The organism is Pseudoalteromonas sp. Of11M-6, from assembly GCF_022347905.1.
GTDB lineage: Bacteria > Pseudomonadota > Gammaproteobacteria > Enterobacterales > Alteromonadaceae > Pseudoalteromonas.
Window position 1 is genome coordinate 37101 of sequence record NZ_JAKRFW010000036.1, and the last position, 18687, is coordinate 55787.

The 18687-nt window shown below is 42.7% G+C and carries 20 protein-coding genes and 1 tRNA gene; 13 read left to right on the forward strand and 8 right to left on the reverse strand.

Annotation, left to right across the window (positions count from 1 at the left end; all coding sequences use genetic code 11):
• Positions 1-14: 14 nt before the first annotated feature.
• The 6 genes from MHN32_RS16475 (at position 15) to MHN32_RS16500 (ending at position 4878) form a co-directional block, all read left to right on the forward strand.
• Positions 15-1088, forward strand: a complete 1074-nt coding sequence (locus MHN32_RS16475) for an aminoglycoside phosphotransferase family protein (RefSeq protein ID WP_010607225.1) — start codon at positions 15-17, stop codon at positions 1086-1088.
• 141 nt (positions 1089-1229) lie between these two features.
• Positions 1230-2606, forward strand: a complete 1377-nt coding sequence (locus MHN32_RS16480; protein ID WP_235367932.1) for a Gfo/Idh/MocA family oxidoreductase — start codon at positions 1230-1232, stop codon at positions 2604-2606.
• 80 nt (positions 2607-2686) lie between these two features.
• Positions 2687-3187, forward strand: coding sequence for a nuclear transport factor 2 family protein (locus MHN32_RS16485; protein WP_235367931.1), 501 nt, complete (start codon positions 2687-2689; stop codon positions 3185-3187).
• A gap of 29 nt (positions 3188-3216) precedes the next feature.
• A complete protein-coding gene (locus MHN32_RS16490) occupies positions 3217-3483 on the forward strand; it encodes a YkoF family thiamine/hydroxymethylpyrimidine-binding protein (protein WP_017218496.1) in 267 nt (88 codons plus the stop codon).
• Entirely contained in the window at positions 3483-4103 is a 621-nt protein-coding gene (gene pnuC, locus MHN32_RS16495) for a nicotinamide riboside transporter PnuC (protein ID WP_039493061.1), read from the forward strand. The genes MHN32_RS16490 and pnuC overlap by 1 nt, the downstream gene beginning before the upstream one ends.
• Positions 4066-4878, forward strand: coding sequence for a phosphotransferase (locus tag MHN32_RS16500; protein ID WP_239422339.1), 813 nt, complete (start codon positions 4066-4068; stop codon positions 4876-4878). The genes pnuC and MHN32_RS16500 overlap by 38 nt, the downstream gene beginning before the upstream one ends.
• 66 nt (positions 4879-4944) lie before the next feature.
• On the opposite strand, the gene MHN32_RS16505 is transcribed toward MHN32_RS16500, so the two are convergent.
• Positions 4945-5127: a helix-turn-helix domain-containing protein gene (locus tag MHN32_RS16505; protein ID WP_010607231.1), complete on the reverse strand. Its 183-nt coding sequence runs from the start codon at positions 5125-5127 to the stop codon at positions 4945-4947.
• A 197-nt stretch (positions 5128-5324) separates the two neighbouring features.
• Between MHN32_RS16505 and MHN32_RS16510 the strand changes: the two genes are divergently transcribed.
• Positions 5325-5399 (forward strand) — tRNA-Arg (locus MHN32_RS16510).
• Between the two features lie 14 nt (positions 5400-5413).
• On the opposite strand, the gene MHN32_RS16515 is transcribed toward MHN32_RS16510, so the two are convergent.
• On the reverse strand, positions 5414-6379 hold the full coding sequence (locus tag MHN32_RS16515; RefSeq protein WP_235367929.1) for a zinc transporter ZntB: 966 nt from the start codon (positions 6377-6379) through the stop codon (positions 5414-5416).
• 283 nt (positions 6380-6662) lie between these two features.
• Between MHN32_RS16515 and MHN32_RS16520 the strand changes: the two genes are divergently transcribed.
• From MHN32_RS16520 to MHN32_RS16530, 3 genes are read left to right on the forward strand one after another with little or no spacing between them, the layout of a single operon-like run.
• Entirely contained in the window at positions 6663-7097 is a 435-nt protein-coding gene (locus tag MHN32_RS16520) for an ATP-dependent zinc protease (RefSeq protein ID WP_235367928.1), read from the forward strand.
• Positions 7094-7999 (forward strand): 30S ribosomal protein S6--L-glutamate ligase, encoded by a 906-nt coding sequence (gene rimK / locus MHN32_RS16525; protein ID WP_010378991.1) that lies wholly within the window; start codon positions 7094-7096, stop codon positions 7997-7999. Before MHN32_RS16520 ends, rimK begins: the two co-directional genes overlap by 4 nt.
• Entirely contained in the window at positions 7986-9014 is a 1029-nt protein-coding gene (locus MHN32_RS16530) for a succinylglutamate desuccinylase/aspartoacylase family protein (RefSeq protein ID WP_102057526.1), read from the forward strand. Before rimK ends, MHN32_RS16530 begins: the two co-directional genes overlap by 14 nt.
• Here the strand turns inward: MHN32_RS16530 and MHN32_RS16535 are convergent.
• From MHN32_RS16535 to recQ, 4 genes are all read right to left on the reverse strand, one after another.
• Positions 9004-9567: a mechanosensitive ion channel domain-containing protein gene (locus MHN32_RS16535; protein ID WP_010607234.1), complete on the reverse strand. Its 564-nt coding sequence runs from the start codon at positions 9565-9567 to the stop codon at positions 9004-9006. The genes MHN32_RS16530 and MHN32_RS16535 overlap by 11 nt on opposite strands.
• A 58-nt stretch (positions 9568-9625) precedes the next feature.
• Positions 9626-11293 (reverse strand): POTRA domain-containing protein, encoded by a 1668-nt coding sequence (locus tag MHN32_RS16540; protein WP_239422344.1) that lies wholly within the window; start codon positions 11291-11293, stop codon positions 9626-9628.
• Between the two features lie 151 nt (positions 11294-11444).
• Positions 11445-11732 carry a DUF3630 family protein gene (locus MHN32_RS16545; RefSeq protein WP_239422340.1) on the reverse strand — a complete coding sequence of 96 codons (288 nt, stop codon included), beginning with the start codon at positions 11730-11732 and terminating at the stop codon, positions 11445-11447.
• Positions 11732-13546 (reverse strand): DNA helicase RecQ, encoded by a 1815-nt coding sequence (gene recQ / locus MHN32_RS16550; RefSeq protein WP_239422341.1) that lies wholly within the window; start codon positions 13544-13546, stop codon positions 11732-11734. The genes MHN32_RS16545 and recQ overlap by 1 nt, the downstream gene beginning before the upstream one ends.
• 193 nt (positions 13547-13739) lie before the next feature.
• Here recQ and rarD point away from each other — a divergent pair, with 193 nt between their 5' ends.
• Complete coding sequence (gene rarD / locus MHN32_RS16555) at positions 13740-14630, forward strand: EamA family transporter RarD (RefSeq protein ID WP_266070687.1); 891 nt, start codon at positions 13740-13742, stop codon at positions 14628-14630.
• Here rarD and MHN32_RS16560 read toward each other — a convergent pair.
• Both MHN32_RS16560 and maoP read right to left on the reverse strand, forming a co-directional pair.
• Positions 14619-15854, reverse strand: a complete 1236-nt coding sequence (locus tag MHN32_RS16560) for a response regulator (protein ID WP_239422342.1) — start codon at positions 15852-15854, stop codon at positions 14619-14621. The two genes, rarD and MHN32_RS16560, sit on opposite strands and share 12 nt — an antisense overlap.
• 229 nt (positions 15855-16083) lie before the next feature.
• Positions 16084-16455 (reverse strand): DUF413 domain-containing protein, encoded by a 372-nt coding sequence (maoP, locus tag MHN32_RS16565; RefSeq protein WP_010607241.1) that lies wholly within the window; start codon positions 16453-16455, stop codon positions 16084-16086.
• An 87-nt stretch (positions 16456-16542) separates the two neighbouring features.
• Here maoP and MHN32_RS16570 point away from each other — a divergent pair, with 87 nt between their 5' ends.
• Complete coding sequence (locus MHN32_RS16570) at positions 16543-17388, forward strand: LysR family transcriptional regulator (RefSeq protein WP_010607242.1); 846 nt, start codon at positions 16543-16545, stop codon at positions 17386-17388.
• A gap of 148 nt (positions 17389-17536) precedes the next feature.
• Entirely contained in the window at positions 17537-18466 is a 930-nt protein-coding gene (locus MHN32_RS16575; protein ID WP_239422343.1) for a porin, read from the forward strand.
• The last annotated feature ends 221 nt before the right edge of the window (positions 18467-18687 follow it).

An 18687-nucleotide genomic window follows, 5' to 3' on the forward strand; every position in this document is an offset into this window, starting at 1 on the left:
CTTTTGAGGTGAATATGGAGTATCAAGCCGTTGCGCAACAACTTGCTGATGAATACGGTCTCATTAGTGAAGAAGCTAAAATGAAGCCGATCGGTAGTGGTCATATCAACACGACTATGCTGTTGCAGGACAACCACAAAACCATGGTGGTACAAAAGCTAAATACCACGGTATTTCCAAACCCTTTGCATCTTGTTGAAAATGCGCGAGCGATTGAACAGCACTTAACAGCAAAAGCCTTAAATGGAGAATATAGCCTCGCTATCATAAAGCACTTAGCGACGAGTTCAGGCCAATATTTAGTCGATATTAATGACGAAGTTTGGCGTGCGCTTGCATTTATTGGCCGCAGTTATAGCGAAGACGTAGTGGCAAACGAACAACAAGCATTAACGGCTGCAAACGCCTTTGGGCAGTTTGCACATGCGCTAAATGATTTTGATGCGGCGCAGTTACATCATGTCATTCCAAATTTTCATAACTTGGCGATGCGTATTGATGCATTTAACCAAGTGCTAGCGAAAGATGAGCATGGTCGCGCGGACAAGTGCAGTGATGTTATCGCTGCTTTTCAGCAGCAATTTGCGCTTGCAGAAGAGCTGCAGCAGGCACAAAAACAAGTGCCACTTAGAGCTTGCCACAACGATACCAAAATCAACAACATGCTGTTTTCAACACAGAGTGATGCAGCGCGAGCCGTTATTGACTTAGATACTTGTATGCCAGGTAACTGGTTATTTGATTTTGGCGATATGGTGCGTACCTTCTGTTCGCCAGAAGCTGAAGACTCAACGAACTTGAGTAATGTGCAGGTAAGAGAAAATATCTTTGCTGCGCTGGCGCAAGGGTATATTGAACCGTTACAAGACAGTGTGACTGAAGCAGAAAAAGACAGTTTTATTCTTGGCGCCAAAGTGATGCCATTCATGATAGGTCTGAGATTTTTAACAGATCACTTAGATGGAGATAATTATTTTGCAACCCACAGAGCCAATCATAATCTCGACCGTGCGAAGAACCAGTTTGCGTTGTATTCCAGTGTGCTAGAAAAAGAGGATTGTCTGAATAATATTATCAGGGCAATTTAACGGTTTAATATATTTTAAGAAAAAGCGCTTCAAGCGCTTTTTTTGCGGCTTTATCGCAATGTTTTGAACCTAAGATTGGGATAGGTTAGCTTGATAGCGAGCAGTATTAGTGCTGTTGAGAAGTATCGTTTAGGAGTAAGAATGAAAAATATAAACCGCCGCGACTTTTTAAAAGCCGCAGGAGCGGCAGCGGCTGCGAGTGTAGTAGCTGGGTGCGCAAGCTCGAATCAAAATAATAGCATTGTACCTAAGCAACAAGGCCGCTCTGTCATTGGGCTCGTAGCACCAAAAATGGACGTGGTTCGGGTAGGTTTTATTGGGGTTGGCCAACGTGGCTATGGTCATGTAAAGCGCATGAGTCACATCGATGGTGCACGTATTGTCGCGATTTGTGATACCCATGATGAAGTGCTTGAAAAATCGGCTGACTATCTTGTGCGCGAGCGAGGCTTGCCGAAACCTGCGCTGTATCGTGGTGGTGACTTAGCTTATCAAGAAATGCTTAACCGGGATGATATTGACATCGTTATCATTTCAACACCCTGGAAATGGCACGCGCCGATGGCAATTGATACCATGAATAGCGGTAAGCACGCGTTTGTTGAAGTGCCTTTAGCGTTGACCGTTGAAGAAATGTGGCAGATAGTCGACACCGCAGAGCGCACGCAAAAGAACTGTATGATGATGGAAAATGTCAATTACGGTCGCGATGAGTTGATGGTACTGAATATGGTTCGTCAAGGTGTATTCGGTGAGTTATTGCATGGTGAAGCTGCATATATTCATGAGCTACGTTGGCAGATGAAGGAAATTGAGCACAAGACCGGCTCATGGCGTACACACTGGCATACTAAGCGAGATGGTAACCTATATCCAACTCATGGTTTAGGTCCAGTATCTCAGTACATGAATATTAACCGCGGTGATCGTTTTGATTACTTAACTTCTATGAGTTCTCCCGCCCTAGGTCGTGCAGCCTATGCAAAACGCGAATTTCCGGCAGATCATGAACGCAATCAACTACATTATATTGCGGGTGATATGAATACCACGATGATAAAGACCATCAAAGGACGCAGTATCATGGTACAACATGATACGACCACGCCTAGGCCTTATTCTCGTCACAATCTAATTCAAGGAACTAATGGGGTCTTTGCTGGTTTCCCTAATCGTATCGCGTTAGAGCAAGGTGGTACTAAGAGCTTCCATGAATGGGATTACGAAATGGATTCATGGTATAAACAATACGACCATCCGCTTTGGACTAAAATGGGTGAAGAAGCACAGCGCAACGGCGGTCATGGTGGTATGGACTTTTTAATGTTCTGGCGGATGATCTATTGCCTGCGCAATGGTGAGGCGCTAGATCAAGACGTATACGACGGTGCCGCTTGGTCGGTAATTTCTCCATTATCGGCTCAATCAGTCGCTAATCGCAGTGAATCATTGAGTATTCCAGACTTTACCCGTGGAGCGTGGAAAACCGCTAAACCATTGGGTATAGTAACAGTATAAAAATACACACTTTATCATCGTCGAATTAAGCGCTACAGGCGCTTTTTTTATACTCGATTAATACGGCTTTTGGAGTGGCTATGATGCGCTATCGGTTCTTATTATTCTTTATATTAATACTGAGTGGTTGTAGTAACTCGGTTAATATCAGTAAGAAAAATACATTCATCAGCCATGCCGATGCTTACTTTAATACCTATGCTCAGCGGCAGAACTTTACCCAGTTTATCGAGTTCTATGCAGAAGATTCCGTGCTGGAAGATATGGTTTTTGGCCATAAGGCACAAGGTAAAGATCAAATTACGGCTTTTTTTAATTGGTCTGCTGGGAATTTTGCTGTGCTGGATGAGCAACCCGTCTTAGTGGTAGAAGATAAGATAGTCGATACCACGGCTAGAACTGTGGTTGCTAGAGGCGTTTTTAATCGCTTTAATTATGCGTCACGCGAGTTAGGGCCTTGGCGATTTCTGATAGTGCTAAAGTTTGACGAAAAAGGTAAAATTATCTATCAGCAAGATTGGATTAACTATACCCCAAAATCGGATTTTACCGGTGGGGAAAATCTAAACCAGCAATATTAATAATCGGCTGCCATTTGTAAGGAGCGCCCATGCAAGTTTCTGTTGAAATAAGCAAGTACCCACTGCACCAAGACTATATCCCTTTTATTAAAGGTTTTATTGATAGGCTGAATGAGCATGAAGGGATCAAGGTGATCACAAACACGATGTCAACTCAGGTCTTTGGTGAATTTGATTTAGTGACTTCAGTATTGAATCAAGAAATGAAACACTCATTTGAAGCTTACGGAAAATGTATTTTTGTTTGTAAGTTTATCTCAGGCGATTTATCTCCAGCTGATAGTGCCTGCGATTAATGGACTGGTTTACTGAAACCTTTGCAGGGTTCACAGCGATGTCGAGTTGGGAGTATATCGCTGTGGTGCTGGCTGTAGCTTATTTACTGCTGGCAATTCGAGAGAATATTTGGTGTTGGCCAGTGGCCTTTATTAATACCTTCATCTATACCGTGCTGTACTGGAACGGAGCACTAGTGATGGAATCACTGCTGCACTTTTACTATATGGTCATGGCCGTTGTTGGCTGGTGGATGTGGCGTCAGGGTGACAAAAACAAGCCCAGTGATATTGTTTCTTGGTCGTTATCAAAACATCTTTCAATCATTGTTATCACTTCAGTGGTTTCCGTTGTGCTCGGGTATTTCACCAAGCATTATATGGCAGCAGATCTCGCCTATTTAGATAGCTTTACCACGTGCTTTGCGGTGGTGACGACCTATTTAGTGGCTAAGAAAATTCTTGAAAACTGGTTATATTGGGTCGTGATTGATGCAGCCTCCATCTACCTTTATTACCTTAAAGGTTTCTATCCTACGCTGGTACTATTTATTTTCTACACCTTGATGGCGTGTTGGGGCTACAAGCGTTGGTACGAAGAATATGAAGCTAAGCAAGGAAAGACGCTTGCAGCACTCTGAGCTTGAAAAATTAAAAGTAAAGGTGGATACCGTATTCAAGGTTTCAGCTGAGCGATTAGAAAAGCTAACTAAGGGTGTGAGTAACAATAATTACCTGATGGTGAGTAAGGGCGAAAGCTACCTATTAAAATGCTATAGCCATGGTATTCCTACTGAGGCATTAAAGGCACAGAATGAGTTAGCACAGCAAGGCATTACTTCTAAAGTACTGCAGTACGACCTACGCACTCGTATGGCACTATTCACCTTTATGCCAGAAGTGTGTGCTGAGCCAAAGTTAAATACTGCGTTGTTAGCACAAGTTATTCAGGTGCATAGCTTAGAGCTTGAAGTATACGAGGTGCTGGACCTAGTCGGTTATGTTCAGGCTATTGATGAGAAATTGCGTCACTTAGTTGATATCGAATGGCTTATCGAAAGCTTAGCTTCTTTACCTGTGGATCAGGCGTTTTGCCATAATGACTTAGTCATGAGCAATATTATTCAAAGCCCAGAGGGGATTCGGTTAATCGACTTTGAGTATGCTTGTCATAGTGACATATTTTTTGATTTAGCAGCGCTGGTGTGTAGTTTTAGCTGTGGTGTTGAAGCAGCACTTACGATAGTTGAGTCTTACTTTTCTCTAAAGCGGCAAGCAATGCCTTCATACGCTGAAGCTAAACTGACGGTATTTTGCCAAATTTATTTGATTGTTAGTATTCAATGGTACGAGCAGCGCGGCGTAATGATAGAAGCCGAAAAGCTTAGGCAGTTACTGAAGCAGTGGATATTGTAGCTACAAGCTGAGCCAGTAGTATGTGATATTCCTTGATCACATTACTGGCCATCACTATTGGGTAGTTTAAATCCCACCCAGTCGCTGTGCTAGCTCTTTGTATTTTTCAACATCGGCTTTGTCAAAGATAGGTTCGCCATTGGCATCTGTGTCTTTGGCGACTAGCAAGTTTTCTCGTGCGAGGCGTCTTACGCGCTCAACCTTTACGTCAAGAAACTCTGCAACTTGCTCTGTTGTCATCGGTGTCATATTTGGGATCCTCAATGATGTATCGCGATATTTCTGAACGGGCAGCAATATCAGTCTATTTTATTATTTTCAAAGCATAGTTGAATAACTGGTTTTTTGCCCAAAGTACAGCTTTTTTTAAAAAATAGGTTACTAATTAGTCATATAGCAAACATTGTCTGGCAATTGTCTGCACTTAGCATTATTATGTTGGCGACGCTCTCGTGGTGAAATGGATATCACGTAGCCCTCCGGAGGCTGAGTTCTAGGTTCGATCCCTAGCGAGAGCGCCAATGATTACTCCTACTTACAACCAGCCTTTGCGTTTAAAGTACACGCCAATACCGCCAGTTAGTACCACCAACATAATAACAAACAAGGCAAATGCGCCACCCCATTCTGTGCCTGGAATACCGCCAATATTCACTCCCAACAAACCTGTTAAAAACCCAAGTGGTAAGAATAACGCTGCAACGACGGACATCACGTACATTCTTTGGTTTAACTGTTCATTTTGATGGTTGGTGATCGCATTTTGGATCACTTGTGCACGTTCAATCGCAGCCTCTAATTCTTCGATATATCGACTTAAGGCATTGCTCGCCTCTTCAATCATGTGTCGATGATCTTCATCTAGCCAAGCAATCTTTGCCAATAGCAGTTCGCTAATAGCAAGCTTTTGTGGCTTAAGATAGCGTTTTAAACCAATGGTTTGTCTTCTTAATGTTGAAAGTTGCTGATAGTTTGGCAGCTGCTCACAGCTTTCCATCGCGTCTTCAAACTCGTCAAGCTGCTCTTCTATTTGCCAGATGATGTCTTGCATTCGCACAGAAAGTCGCATCACCAATGTAGACAGTAACTCACCGATACTTTTTGCGCCTTGACCCTTTTTAAGCGATGCCAGCATATCTTGGGCAGACATAATATGGCGCTTACGACAGGTGATAAGTAGTTTATCGTTTGCAAAACAGCGAATAGAAACCATGTCTTCAGGGCTTTGCTTGGGGTTAAGGTTCACGCCACGCAAGAAAACTAGCAAACCTTCATCGCCATTAGCCGTTCTCGGACGGGTTTCATCTGCGGTTAGCGCTTCTCTTTCCCAGTCATCCAAAAACGTTTGTTGCTTCAGCCATTCAGTCGTTTCGTCGAAGCTGTAGTCAAAATGGAGCCAAAGTGGCTCCTTGTGAATTACGGATTTTACTTCACTCAGATCGCAAAGTAGCCGACCGCCACCTTGACCGTCGAGTACAAACGCATGGAGTAATCCAGTCATAGCTAATTCCTATTAAAAAGTTCGTCCCAAGACTGACATAGATAATTTAATTTTCAAATTCATTTAGGTCCTAAAATCTTGGCGATGAAATAAATTGTTTGAATACTCTATTTTACTTTAGCTCAGTATAGGGCTCTACCTTGAAAAATGTGTAAGTGGTGTTACTGTAAGTTAAGGTGCTTGGCTTAACAGAGCGTTTTTATCTTTAGGATAAATTTATTTTGTTTTTCAAGTGACTTGAATCAGCGTATAAGTCCGAACTCATTTTGTACGAGAGCATAATATGATCACAGTTGGTTGGAGAGAGTGGCTTTCCTTACCCGATTTAGGTATCGAAAAAATCAAAGCGAAAGTAGATACTGGAGCAAGAACATCATGTCTGCACGCCTTTAAGATTGAGCCTTTCAAAACAGAACAAGATGAACTTTGGGTAAGGTTTTGGATCCATCCCAAACAAGACAATACTGACTATGAAGTCTGTAGTGAAGCAAAAGTAGTAGATGAGCGCGTTGTTACCGATTCGGGCGGTCATAAAGAACTACGTTATGTAATAGAAACAAATTTAACTATCGGCAATCAGGCTTGGCCAATTGAAATCACGCTAAGCGATAGAGAAACAATGAAATTTAGAATGTTACTGGGTCGTACGGCGATGCGAGGCCGCATCCTTGTTGATCCAGAACAGTCATATTTAAGTAATAAAACGGATAAATCATGAAAATTGGCATTCTTTCAAGGAATCAATCTTTATATTCAACACGTCGTTTAATTGAAGCGGCAGAGCAGCGTGGGCACGAAGTAGAGGTTATTGACGCGCTACGTTGTTATATGAATATCAATAGTAGTGAGCCTGAAATTCACTTTAAGGGTCAGCAGTTGAGCGGCTTTGATGCGATTGTTCCGCGAATTGGTGCCTCTGTGACATTTTATGGTTGTGCGGTACTCAGACAGTTTGAAATGATGGGGGTGTACCCATTGAATGAGTCTGTTGCAATCACTCGCTCAAGAGATAAGTTGCGTTCATTACAGCTACTGTCAAGAAAAGGCGTAGGCATGCCAATCACAGGCTTTGCCAGTAAGCCTGATGACGTTAAAGACTTACTGGAAATGGTTGGTGGCACACCAGTTGTGATCAAGCTACTAGAAGGCACACAAGGTATTGGCGTGGTGTTAGCTGAGACACGTAAAGCGGCAGAAAGCGTTATCGAAGCATTTATGGGCTTAAAAGCCAATATTATGGTGCAAGAATATATTAAAGAAGCTGGTGGTGCAGACATTCGCTGTTTCGTTATCGGCGACCGTGTCATTGCCGCGATGAAGCGTCAAGCGCAAGAGGGTGAATTCCGTTCAAATCTGCATCGTGGTGGTTCTGCGACCTTGGTAAAAATCACTCCGGAAGAGCGCCGTACTGCAATTGCTGCAGCAAAGGCCATGGGCCTAAATGTTGCCGGTGTAGATTTATTGCGTTCAGAGCGTGGTCCTTTGGTGATGGAAGTGAACTCATCTCCGGGCCTTGAGGGCATTGAAAAGGCAACAGGTAAAGACATAGCTAGCTTGATCATCTCCTTTATCGAGAAGAATGCAGCGGCGAAAAGGACTGCTACACGTGGCAAAGGTTAAAATCAACCAACCCTTTACGTTATTAGATACACGAGTGGGTGTTGCTGAAAGGCAGACTGTCCAGTTAGAAGTGGCCAAGCTCTACACTCACACACCAATGACCATTCCGATTGAAGTCGTTAATGGCGCAGAGGCCGGACCGGTACTTTTGGTCTGTGCCGCAATTCATGGTGATGAATTGAATGGCGTAGAGGTTGTGCGTCAGCTATTAAGTACAGTCGATGCAGCAACGCTACGTGGCACCTTGATAGCGGTGCCTATCGTAAATATCTTTGGCTTTATTCATAAGTCTCGCTATTTACCTGATAGACGAGACCTAAATCGCTGTTTTCCAGGTTCTGAGCAAGGCTCGTTAGGGGCTCGAATGGCATCTATGTTTTTCGATTTGGTGGTAAAAAAATGCACACATATTATCGATTTACATACCGGCGCGATTCATCGCTCTAATTTACCGCAGATCCGTGGTGACTTGTCCTGCGAAATGACCAAAGAAATGGCCATGGCGTTTGGTACGCCGGTTGCGATAGATGCGCGACTGCGTAACGGCTCGTTGCGAAGTGAAGCGGCGGGATTGGACATTCCTGTTATTACTTATGAAGCGGGAGAAGCGTTGCGGTTTGACTCATTGGCCATTGCAGCTGGATTGCAAGGGGTTGAAAATGTCATGCGTAAACTCAGAATGCTGCGTGGGCGTCGAAGGAAACAACGTCATGACGCGGTTATCGCGGCAGCGACAAGTTGGGTGCGTGCGGACGTTGACGGTATTGTTCGAGCTCAAGTTAACTTGGGGGAACGCGTATCAAAAGGTCAAATCTTGGCTTATATAGACAGTCCATTAGGTCAAAGCGAAGAAGCAGTTATCGCACCTCGTAGTGGGATAGTGATTGGCCAACAAATGCTACCTTTGGTGAATGAGGGAGATGCAGTTTTTCACTTAGCTTACTTTGCACATGCAAATAGTATTGTTGAGCAACAGCTAGAAACCTTTATTGACGATATAGGCCCTATTTCTTAGGGCCTAATGTTCTTCTTGGTGTTGTAACCTGTTTAGGTTTAGTCGGTTCTTGACTAAGCACCATAACGGGGCGAGTGACAAATAAGTTATTAGGATATACGACCTTATGGCCGTCAACATGGCGCAGCACTACACTCATCAACCCCATCTCTACAATACAGCCTTCCACAAAGTTTGCACCGTCAACAATTCTTACCCAATTCCCAACGCGATAATCGTTTTGAATAAACATAAGTAAAAATGAAGTCAGATTGGAAAGTAATGACCAACCGGCAAACATGGCAACACCAAGCATCGCAAATAACGATGAACCAAGCACCAGTAAACCACGAAGTTCTATGCCCCAGAATACAAGCATAAAGCAGACGAATACAAAGGCAACAAGTACACGAACGAGTAAGTCGGCACGTTGTTTACGATGAGAGTCTATTTTTCCGCGTGTTACTTTTTCTAAGAGTTTGCAACATGCCTTCATTAATAGTGGGAAGGATAATAGCGCCACCAAAGTTACAATTAGCTTGTATTGACTGAGTGCGAAATCTAACAAATGCAAAACCGTATCCTAAGAAATTTTTTCTGCTTTATATCATGTTTATTGTTGTGCGACACCGTTAAAAGCGATTTTTTACCGTTAATAGCCACTGTACGCTATCGACGTTATCCGGGCCATTAATTGGTGCGGCTAAATCAATATGAACCATGATATCTGAATTGGCTCGGCTAGGTGCTAAACGCAAGCCAATACCGACATTTTTTAGGACTGATTCATCTGCTTCAATCGGCAGGTGAGAGTGGTACGCGCGCCCTACATCAAAAAAAGCTGCACCACCAATTTTGAATAAGCGCAGTAAGTCATATTCCCAGTAATAGCGTTTTTCGATATTGAGTAGCATACTGCGACTACCTTGCTGATATTTTATTGGGTATCCGCGAAGCCCGGTTTCGCCCCCTAACGTAATTTGATTATCAAAGGTCAGGTTATTCCCATAGGTATAGCTTGCGTTGATAAACCAAGACTCATACAAGCTGGTATTTAAATAGTATTGAAAGGTCGCTTTCGCTATTAGGTTTTCGGTTTTATCTGTGTCTTTGTTCCAGTTGCCACTGACATCAAAATAAAAACGCCACAAGCTGTGATCTGAGGTGTAGTGTGCCGTATTGGCAGAAAATGAATAGACAAGACGTTCAGTATCGTCACTCCAAGATTCGGCTGAATAGCCAAATAGAGCATTAATATTCCAACCTAAATTAAGATCCTCTGTACGATAAATCGAGTCGAAGTTGCGTACTTTTACATAGGAATCTTCAAACCACTGAGCTTGAACATAAGGGTAGGTGAGCGTTCTATCTTGTGCAATGGGTAAAGTGGTATCTGCTATCTCACGGAAGGTATGTTGCTCATGTCTAACGCCTGCGATGAGACGGCGAGTCCAACTGCCCGATAGCGCTTTTGAGTGTCCGAAGTAGACTTGCGTGACATCCGTGGATTGACTGAACTCTGAGATTGTTTCACCTTCAGAATATATGGGTTCTTCGCGTTTGTCGGAATAACTCGTAAAACCATAACTATATGGAGTATCGGTTGCAAAAAATGGATAGCTCACATCGATATAGTGGCGCTCACCATCGTCATTATCTGAATATTCTACGCGACCACGATATCTTGAGTTTAAAATATTAGGGTCATCATAGACAAACTGATAACCAGAGCGGTCGACCTCTTGTATGTGGGTAAAAGAAAGGCGCTTTCCCCAGCCAAATAAATTACTTTCTCTAAACCCAATTCGAGAAGTGTTTTCCCCACCACTACGACTAAAACTTAAATCGGGCAATAGTGTCCAAAGATCCCGCGTTACAACCGTAACTAAAATATCACCATCACAGTTTTCTACGGCATAGATACGTGCATCATATAGGTATGACTGATTGCGAAGGAGTCGTTCGGATTCACTGAGTTTTCTTGGGTTGTAAGCATCCCCTTCCTGAAATAGGAGCACGCTTTTTAATACTTCGGGCTTGGTTTGAATATGATAACGGTTGGCAAATCGGAATAGGGCATTGTCTTCTTCAGGTTTATCGGTATCGAAAACATTAAGTTGTTTTAGAGTGATAGCGACGACCTTTTTACCCTCTGCGGGCTCAGGATAGGCTTGTTTGCTGTCTAGCTGGCGTGAAAGGTTTTGGTCGCTTTGTGCTTCAACTCGGTTATTACCACAGCTATTAGCAAAATCAACAGCAGGCACTTTTTCAGCTTGCGCAGCTGCATTTAGGCTACACATTAGCACAATACTATTACACGAAATCCTCTTTACATTCATCACAGAGCCTTTAAGTCTAATATTCCTTTAGTATGGATTATATTGTTGCAGCTTGCTTTAGTTCTGCAACAAAAGTAATAATATTTATAGACTTAAAGAGCTTTATGTGGACTTAACGAGAAAGTTGTTGGCGTAGGAAAGGTAGGAGTTCTAAGGCACCAACGCCATCAGGAGCTATCCACACACTCTCACTGTAATGTTCAAAATTTAAATTAAAATTACAGCTTTTATATGAAAAACGCCACTGATGTCTATCCGCTCCAGCAGAGAATTCAATTAACTGAATCTCATCTTGATGTAAGAATATTTGCCCCCAAAGTTCAAATTCATCGTCTTGAGGTGTAATTTCACAGCTGACGATAATCACCTCGTGTGAATTATCCAAAGTGAGTGTAGTCATTATTCTCTTTCCAAATAATTGCGAATGAGCTGCATGAAAGGGGCACCGTACTTGCTGAGCTTAGTAAAACCGACACCAGATACTTGCAAAAACTCACTATCAGTTGTTGGCGTTCTTTGTGCCATTTCAGCCAACGTTCGGTCGTTAAATACAACATACGGTGGTACATCATCTTCATCTGCGAGCTGCTTTCTGAGTGCACGAAGCTTAGCAAATAGTTTCTTATCGTAATTAAACTGAGCCAGTTTATCTTGATAGACATGCTTTGCTACAAGTCTTGGTTCTGCGAGTTGTAGCACATATTCGCCGCGAAGTACGGCGCGGGCGGCTTCTGTTAATCTAAGCGTTGCGCCTTGAGTAATATCTTGACTCAATAAACCATGATGGATCAATTGACGTAAGATACTCAGCCAAAATTCATTGCTGTGCTCTTTCCCGATCCCATAGGTTGAGAGGGTATGGTGATTTTGTTCTCTGATCCTTGCGGTATTTGCCCCACGCAAAATATCCACAATGTAACCAATGCCAAAGCGTTGTTCTGCGCGGTATACGCACGATAACGCTTGTTGGGCAACTAATGTGCCATCAAATTGTTTCGGTGGGTTAAGGCAAATATCACAGTTTCCGCATGCTTCACGTTGATATTCGCTGAAGTAATTGAGCAAAATTTGACGACGACAGGTTTGCGCTTCAGCGAAGCTCGACATCGCCTGAAACCGTTGTTCTTCAACCTTACGACGTTGCTCGTCTGGAATATCTTCAAAAAAGCGCCTAACGCGGGGAATATCCGCAGGATCAAAGTACATAACGGCTTCAGCTGCTAAGCTATCTCGCCCTGCACGGCCGGTTTCTTGATAATACGCTTCTACACTTTTAGGAATATCATAGTGAACCACAAATCGCACGTTGGGTTTATTGATCCCCATCCCAAAAGCAACGGTTGCAACTACGATTTGAATGTCATCTCGGGCGAAGCGGTTTTGTACAAACTGGCGCTGATCATTATCTAGACCTGCATGATAACCTGCAGCATTGAACCCAGCATCAATCAGCTTTTCGGCAATATCATCAACACGTTTACGGCTACCACAGTAGATTATGCCACTTTGCCCCTTTTGCTCTTTTAAATAGCGGATCAACTGCGACAGGGGTTTGAACTTTTCTTCGATGGTGTAACGAATATTGGGTCTGTCAAAGCTACCGGTATAGATAAATGGTGCTTGCATACCTAATTGCTGGACAATATCTTTTCGTGTCGCTAAATCGGCCGTTGCGGTTAATGCCATCATCGGAACGGACGGAAAATGTTGACGTAATTCTTTTAAACGAAAATAGTGCGGTCTAAAGTCATGTCCCCAATGAGATACACAATGGGCTTCATCAATGGCAAACAAACTGATGTTACAGTTGGATATGCGTTCAATAAAGTCTCGTTGTAAGGCCTTTTCTGGTGCAACGTACAGCAGCTTTAAACTGCCTTGGAAAAGCGCGTCATAGGTATCTCTTTGCTGCTCCCAAGCGACGCTGTTGTTGATATATTCAGCGGCTATGCCTTGTGCTTTTAACTGCGCGACCTGATCTTGCATTAATGAGATAAGTGGCGATATAACAATTGTCACGCCTGCAAATAATACTGCTGGGACTTGGTAACAGAGTGATTTACCGCCGCCGGTAGGCAGTAGTACAAGCGTATCCTGACCAGCTAAGCTAGACTGAATAATATCAAGCTGACCATCTCTAAACGTACTGTAGCCAAACACATCTTTCAGTACTGAATGAGGGTCGTTAATTGGGGTGCTTACGAGGGTATCCATCGGTGTCATTTTAGAGCTTTTTTTGAACCTTGTCTTTGCTTTTTATCTAATCTTAAGAGACTTGAATAAGTTTTGAGCACTTGTAGGCTTTAAACTTTGTGATTGTGAATTCATCGAACTTTCATCGCCGTGATTAGTAAAAATGAGTATAATGATTGACCTCTTAGTTGATCCCTCCAAAGGTTAAACGCCCGTGATTGAAGAACAAAAGAAAGGCCACTTACTCGCTGTACTCGCCTTTTTTATGTGGGGACTTGCACCCATCTATTTTAAGCAACTCGTCCATGTTGACGCGATTGAGATACTCATTCATCGCGTTGTGTGGTCTGTATTTTTTATTGCACTAATTGTGCTGGCAAAGCAGCAATGGCCCAAAATTAAGGCCATATTGGCTAATCCTAAATTGCTGGCGATGTTGACAATCACTGCGTTGCTGTTGGGTTTTAACTGGGGTTTATTCATTTGGTCTGTGAATAACGGCTTTATGCTAGATGCGAGTTTGGGTTATTACATCAACCCATTACTTAACGTGCTATTGGGAATGCTGTTCTTATCGGAAAGGTTGAGAACGGCGCAAAAGTTTGCTGTGTTATTAGCGATAGTGGGTGTGGTGTTACAGTTAATCAGTTTTGGCTCATTCCCAGTCATTGCGTTTTCACTGGCGGGATCGTTTGCAATATATGGATTGTTGCGTAAGACCTTAGCGGTTGAGTCACTTCCTGGATTGCTGGTGGAAGCCCTTATTCTCACCCCAATTGCACTGGCTTATTGGTGGTGGGTTGAGCCCAGTGCCACAAGCAACCTTTGGAATAATGATTGGTACACCAACACGCTTTTGATAAGTGCGGGTGTGGTGACAACTTTGCCTTTGTTATGCTTTACCGCAGCAGCAAAACGGATACCCTACACGACACTTGGCTTTTTTCAATATATCGGGCCGAGCTTAATGTTCATATTGGCGGTACTCTTTTATGGGGAAGCCTTTGATGCAGAACGAGCAATAACGTTTGCCTTTATTTGGGGAGCGCTGGTGATGTTTAGCTTTGATTCTTATCGAGATAAAAGAAAGCGCTTAGTGAATTAAGCGGTTTCTTCCCGAAGCTTTCGCCTGATATAAACGCTCATCGGCTTGTTTTATCAGGCTTTCTATGTCCGTAGTCACCTGAGCGGCAAGTCCCATTGAAACAGTAAACGAGATCTGCTGTTCAGTCAGTTCGTTACTACTTTGCTCTAAATATTCCCTGAAGCACTCCAGTCTTTCTTTGCAATGTTCAGCCACCGTATCTTTAAAATATATCGCAAACTCTTCGCCGCCTAATCGAGCGACTAAATCATTGGGAAAGTATTGAGCAAACGCTTGGCCAATTGACTCAAGCACTGCATCGCCGCCTTCATGGCCATATTTGTCATTTACTTGCTTAAAATGATCGATATCTATCATAGCGATCAGCCCGTAGAGCTCCTTTTTATGTCTTGCTTTTAGGCTTTTCTTTACGGTATCGAAAAAGTAGCGTCGATTTGGCAAGCTGGTTAAATAGTCTGTATTTGCTTGTCGGCGTATCGTTTGAATATGTTCTAGCATATCGACGTTCTGGCTAAGGCGGCAGTAAAACTCTTCAGCGTTAAAGGGCTTTCTGAGGTAGTCATTAGCACCATTTTTCAAAAATCGTGTAGATAAATTTTCGGTTTCAACTCCAGATATACCAATTATCGCTTTATCATCATCAGTGTAGAGTCGCCTAATTTCGATACATAGCTCTTCGCCTCGCATATTTGGCATTTCATTGTCGGTAATGATCACTGAAATATCCGGGTTGTCTTTTAATACCGCGAGCGCTTCTATGCCATCACAGGCTTCTAGTACCTGATATTTATGGCGAGTGAGGAGTGCTGAGACATAGTGTCTCGACGAAATAGAGTCGTCCACAACCAGTACTCTGACATTTTCATTTCTTGGCAAGCGTTCTAATTGGCGACGTAAATAATGATAGGCTTGTTTATTTTCCTTGGTGATATAGTCGATGATGGGGTATTGCTCAACGATTGAGCGAGTCTGACTTTCAAGGTTACCAGTCATCACTATGGTAGGAATATCAGCTTTAACCGTGCAGGGAATAGCTTCTCCAAGCGGCGCATCTGGTAACACAAAGTCTACCACGGCACAAAAATAATCGTGCTGTGATAACAATGCTTTGGCTTCGGCCAAAGACTCTGCAATATCTACATGGTATCCCACAGTGGTCGCAATATGCTTTTGCACCTTCGCAATTGTGGGGGTGTCTTCAATGATTAAGATTTTCCGTAACACAACCTTCGCCAACCATTTCCTGTTTTACTAATTCTTAACCTAACTGCGCTTAATTGCAATGCTTGTGCTAATAAACAGGTAATGACTAAGAACAAAATACGAGACAGATAGAGGCTGATGAGGTAATCGAGATTGAAATGGGATTGATAATAGAAGTGCTTAGACACCAACGACAGAAATAAAGCCACTCTGTTGGCGTCTAAGCTTGATAGGATTTAGACGATTTTGCTTATAGCTCGTCGTCAATATCTACCGGGATCACCACGCTACCGTCGTTTTGAACTTTAGAGCGTCCAAATAGCGTGTGAAACTTTGTCTTACACGTAGTATGCTTCAAATATTTGGTCCAAGCTTTTTCTACAGCGTTAGTTGGGGGGATTAACCCTTCCATCACCTGAACAAACTGAGATTGGAAACTGTTTTGAGGTTCTTCCGCTTTGCTGTATAAGCTTCTTAATGTGGCACCACAGCGTTCAAGAATTTCGGCTTCTTGTAGCGTGAAGTGACCACTGCGTCCGAATCCTCTAGGGAAGTTGGCGTCATCATAAAAGGCTCTGGGGCTTGCAAATGCATTTTTCAAAGTCGCTAAATTATGATCCATAACTGAGTCCTCTAAGGTTATCTGGCTGGAGTATGGACCAAGTTTTATAATTTTTTAAACGAGTAATTTTTATCGTCAGGAAGAAAAATGGACATAGATCTATTAAAAACTTTTGTCGAAGTTGTCAAAACCCGTCACTTCGGTCGAGCGGCAGAAAATTTATACATCACTCAGTCAGCTGTAAGTTTTAGGATCCGCCAGCTTGAGCAAAGTTTAGGGGTGAATCTTTTTATTCGCCAGCGTAACAATATTCAGTTAACTGCGCCAGGTGAAAGGTTGTTACCACACGCCAAAATGATTTTAACTGGGATGCAGCGCGCCAAAGTCGATGTTGCACTTGCAAACAATATGCACAAGCAATTGTCACTGAGTGGCACGGCTAATATTTGGGACGCATTTTTACAATTCGGGATTAACCATATTGTATCCGCTATGCCCGGAGTATCGCTTGTTGCTGAAGTGAAAGCACAGCAAGAAAGCACGCGACTATTATTAGAGAGAACATTGGATCTCGCTGTTCTGTTCGATCCGCCAAAAGTGGATGAACTGGTTGTTAAGCCGATCAGCGATCTTGCTATTATTCCTGTAAGCACTTTTGATAACGCAACAAAGGAAGACTTTTTTGACAACCAGTATGTTTATGTTGATTGGGGAACTGCTTTTTCTCTATGGCATGCAAAACAGTTCACTGGCGCAACCCCTCCTTATTTTAGAACCAGCACCGGCAGAATAGCGCTTGATCTTATTCTTCAGTGTGGTGGCTCTGCATTTGTGCCAGAAGCGTTAGCGTTAGAGTCCATTGAGGCTGGAAGGTTGACTCAAGTTGATGAAGTAGAAAGTAACTCAAGAGAGATATTTGTGGCATACCATAAAGACAACGACCAATTAGAGCAAATAGAAACCATCGTAAATTTACTGGGGGCGGTGAAGTAATTCTTATAATGAATCTTTTGTGACGTATTTCTTAAGGTTGGGTGTCATTTTATTTTCAGAAATATTTTATGTGTAATATTTTTGTCATTTACCAGTGTCAAACTGCGCGTGTTTTGAAAATACGTGTTGCGATATTGAGGAAATACACATGAAACTAACTAAGACTGCTTTAGCGCTATCATTACTAAGTGCATTCACTTTTCAAGCAAACGCTGAAGTTGATGTTTATGGTAAAGCGAATGTATCGGTACAATCTTCTGACGATGGTGCTGGCTCAGTTACTGAAATTAAAAGTAACGCCTCTCGCTTTGGTTTCAAAGGTTCTGAGAAATTAGACTCTGGTTTAGAAGTTATTTATAAGCTTGAGTTCCAAGTAGATGTCTCTGACGCTGATTCAAAAGGTGATAAAGATAATATTACTGCACGTAATCAGTATGTGGGTTTAAAAGGTAACTTCGGTGAAGTTGTTATCGGCCGTAATGACACTGCATTAAAACAGTCTCAAGGTAAGTTAGACCAGTTCAACGACCTTGAGGGTGACATTAAGGTACTCTTTAAAGGCGAAAACCGCTTAGGTGATTCAATTTCCTACAAGTCGCCAAGCTTTAATGGCTTTAGAGTACTAGGAAGCTTTATTGCTGAAGACAGCGAAGAAGGTGAAAACGGTTTCTCTACTGCGCTAACATATGGCGATGCAGGATTGAAAGAGTCAACTATCTATGCAGCGATTGCAGCAGATAGCGAAGTAAATGGCTATGACACGGTTCGTTTCACTGTTCAAGGTAAGGTAGCTGACTTCAAACTTGGTGCAATGTACCAGACACAGGAAAAGGTGGATGGAAGTGCAGAGGCCGATGGGTACTTACTAAATGCAGCGTACAAATTGGGCAATGCAACCTTGAAAGCACAGTATCAAGTTATTGACTTCGATGCCGGTGACAAAGTAGATGGTGTTTCTGCCGGTGTTGATTACAAGCTTGCTAAAAACGCGAAGGTTTATGGTTTCTACTCAACATTTGATGCAGATAACCAAGTAGAAAAGGATTATCTAGGCTTAGGTATCGAGTATAAGTTTTAATTTATAGACTCTATCCAAGCTTAAATGTAGTAAAACACCCGCCTAATGCGGGTGTTTTTGTTTGTTTTATATCCGGATTGTTTTCTTTTTGCTCGAACAAACGTTTTTTTGCAATTTTCTCTAAAAAAGGGTTGCACTAAAATCGGATCGCCCTATAATGCGACCCCACTGACACGGGGCGCTACGCTGAAAAGCAAAGCAGCAACGAGTTAGCGTCAAGT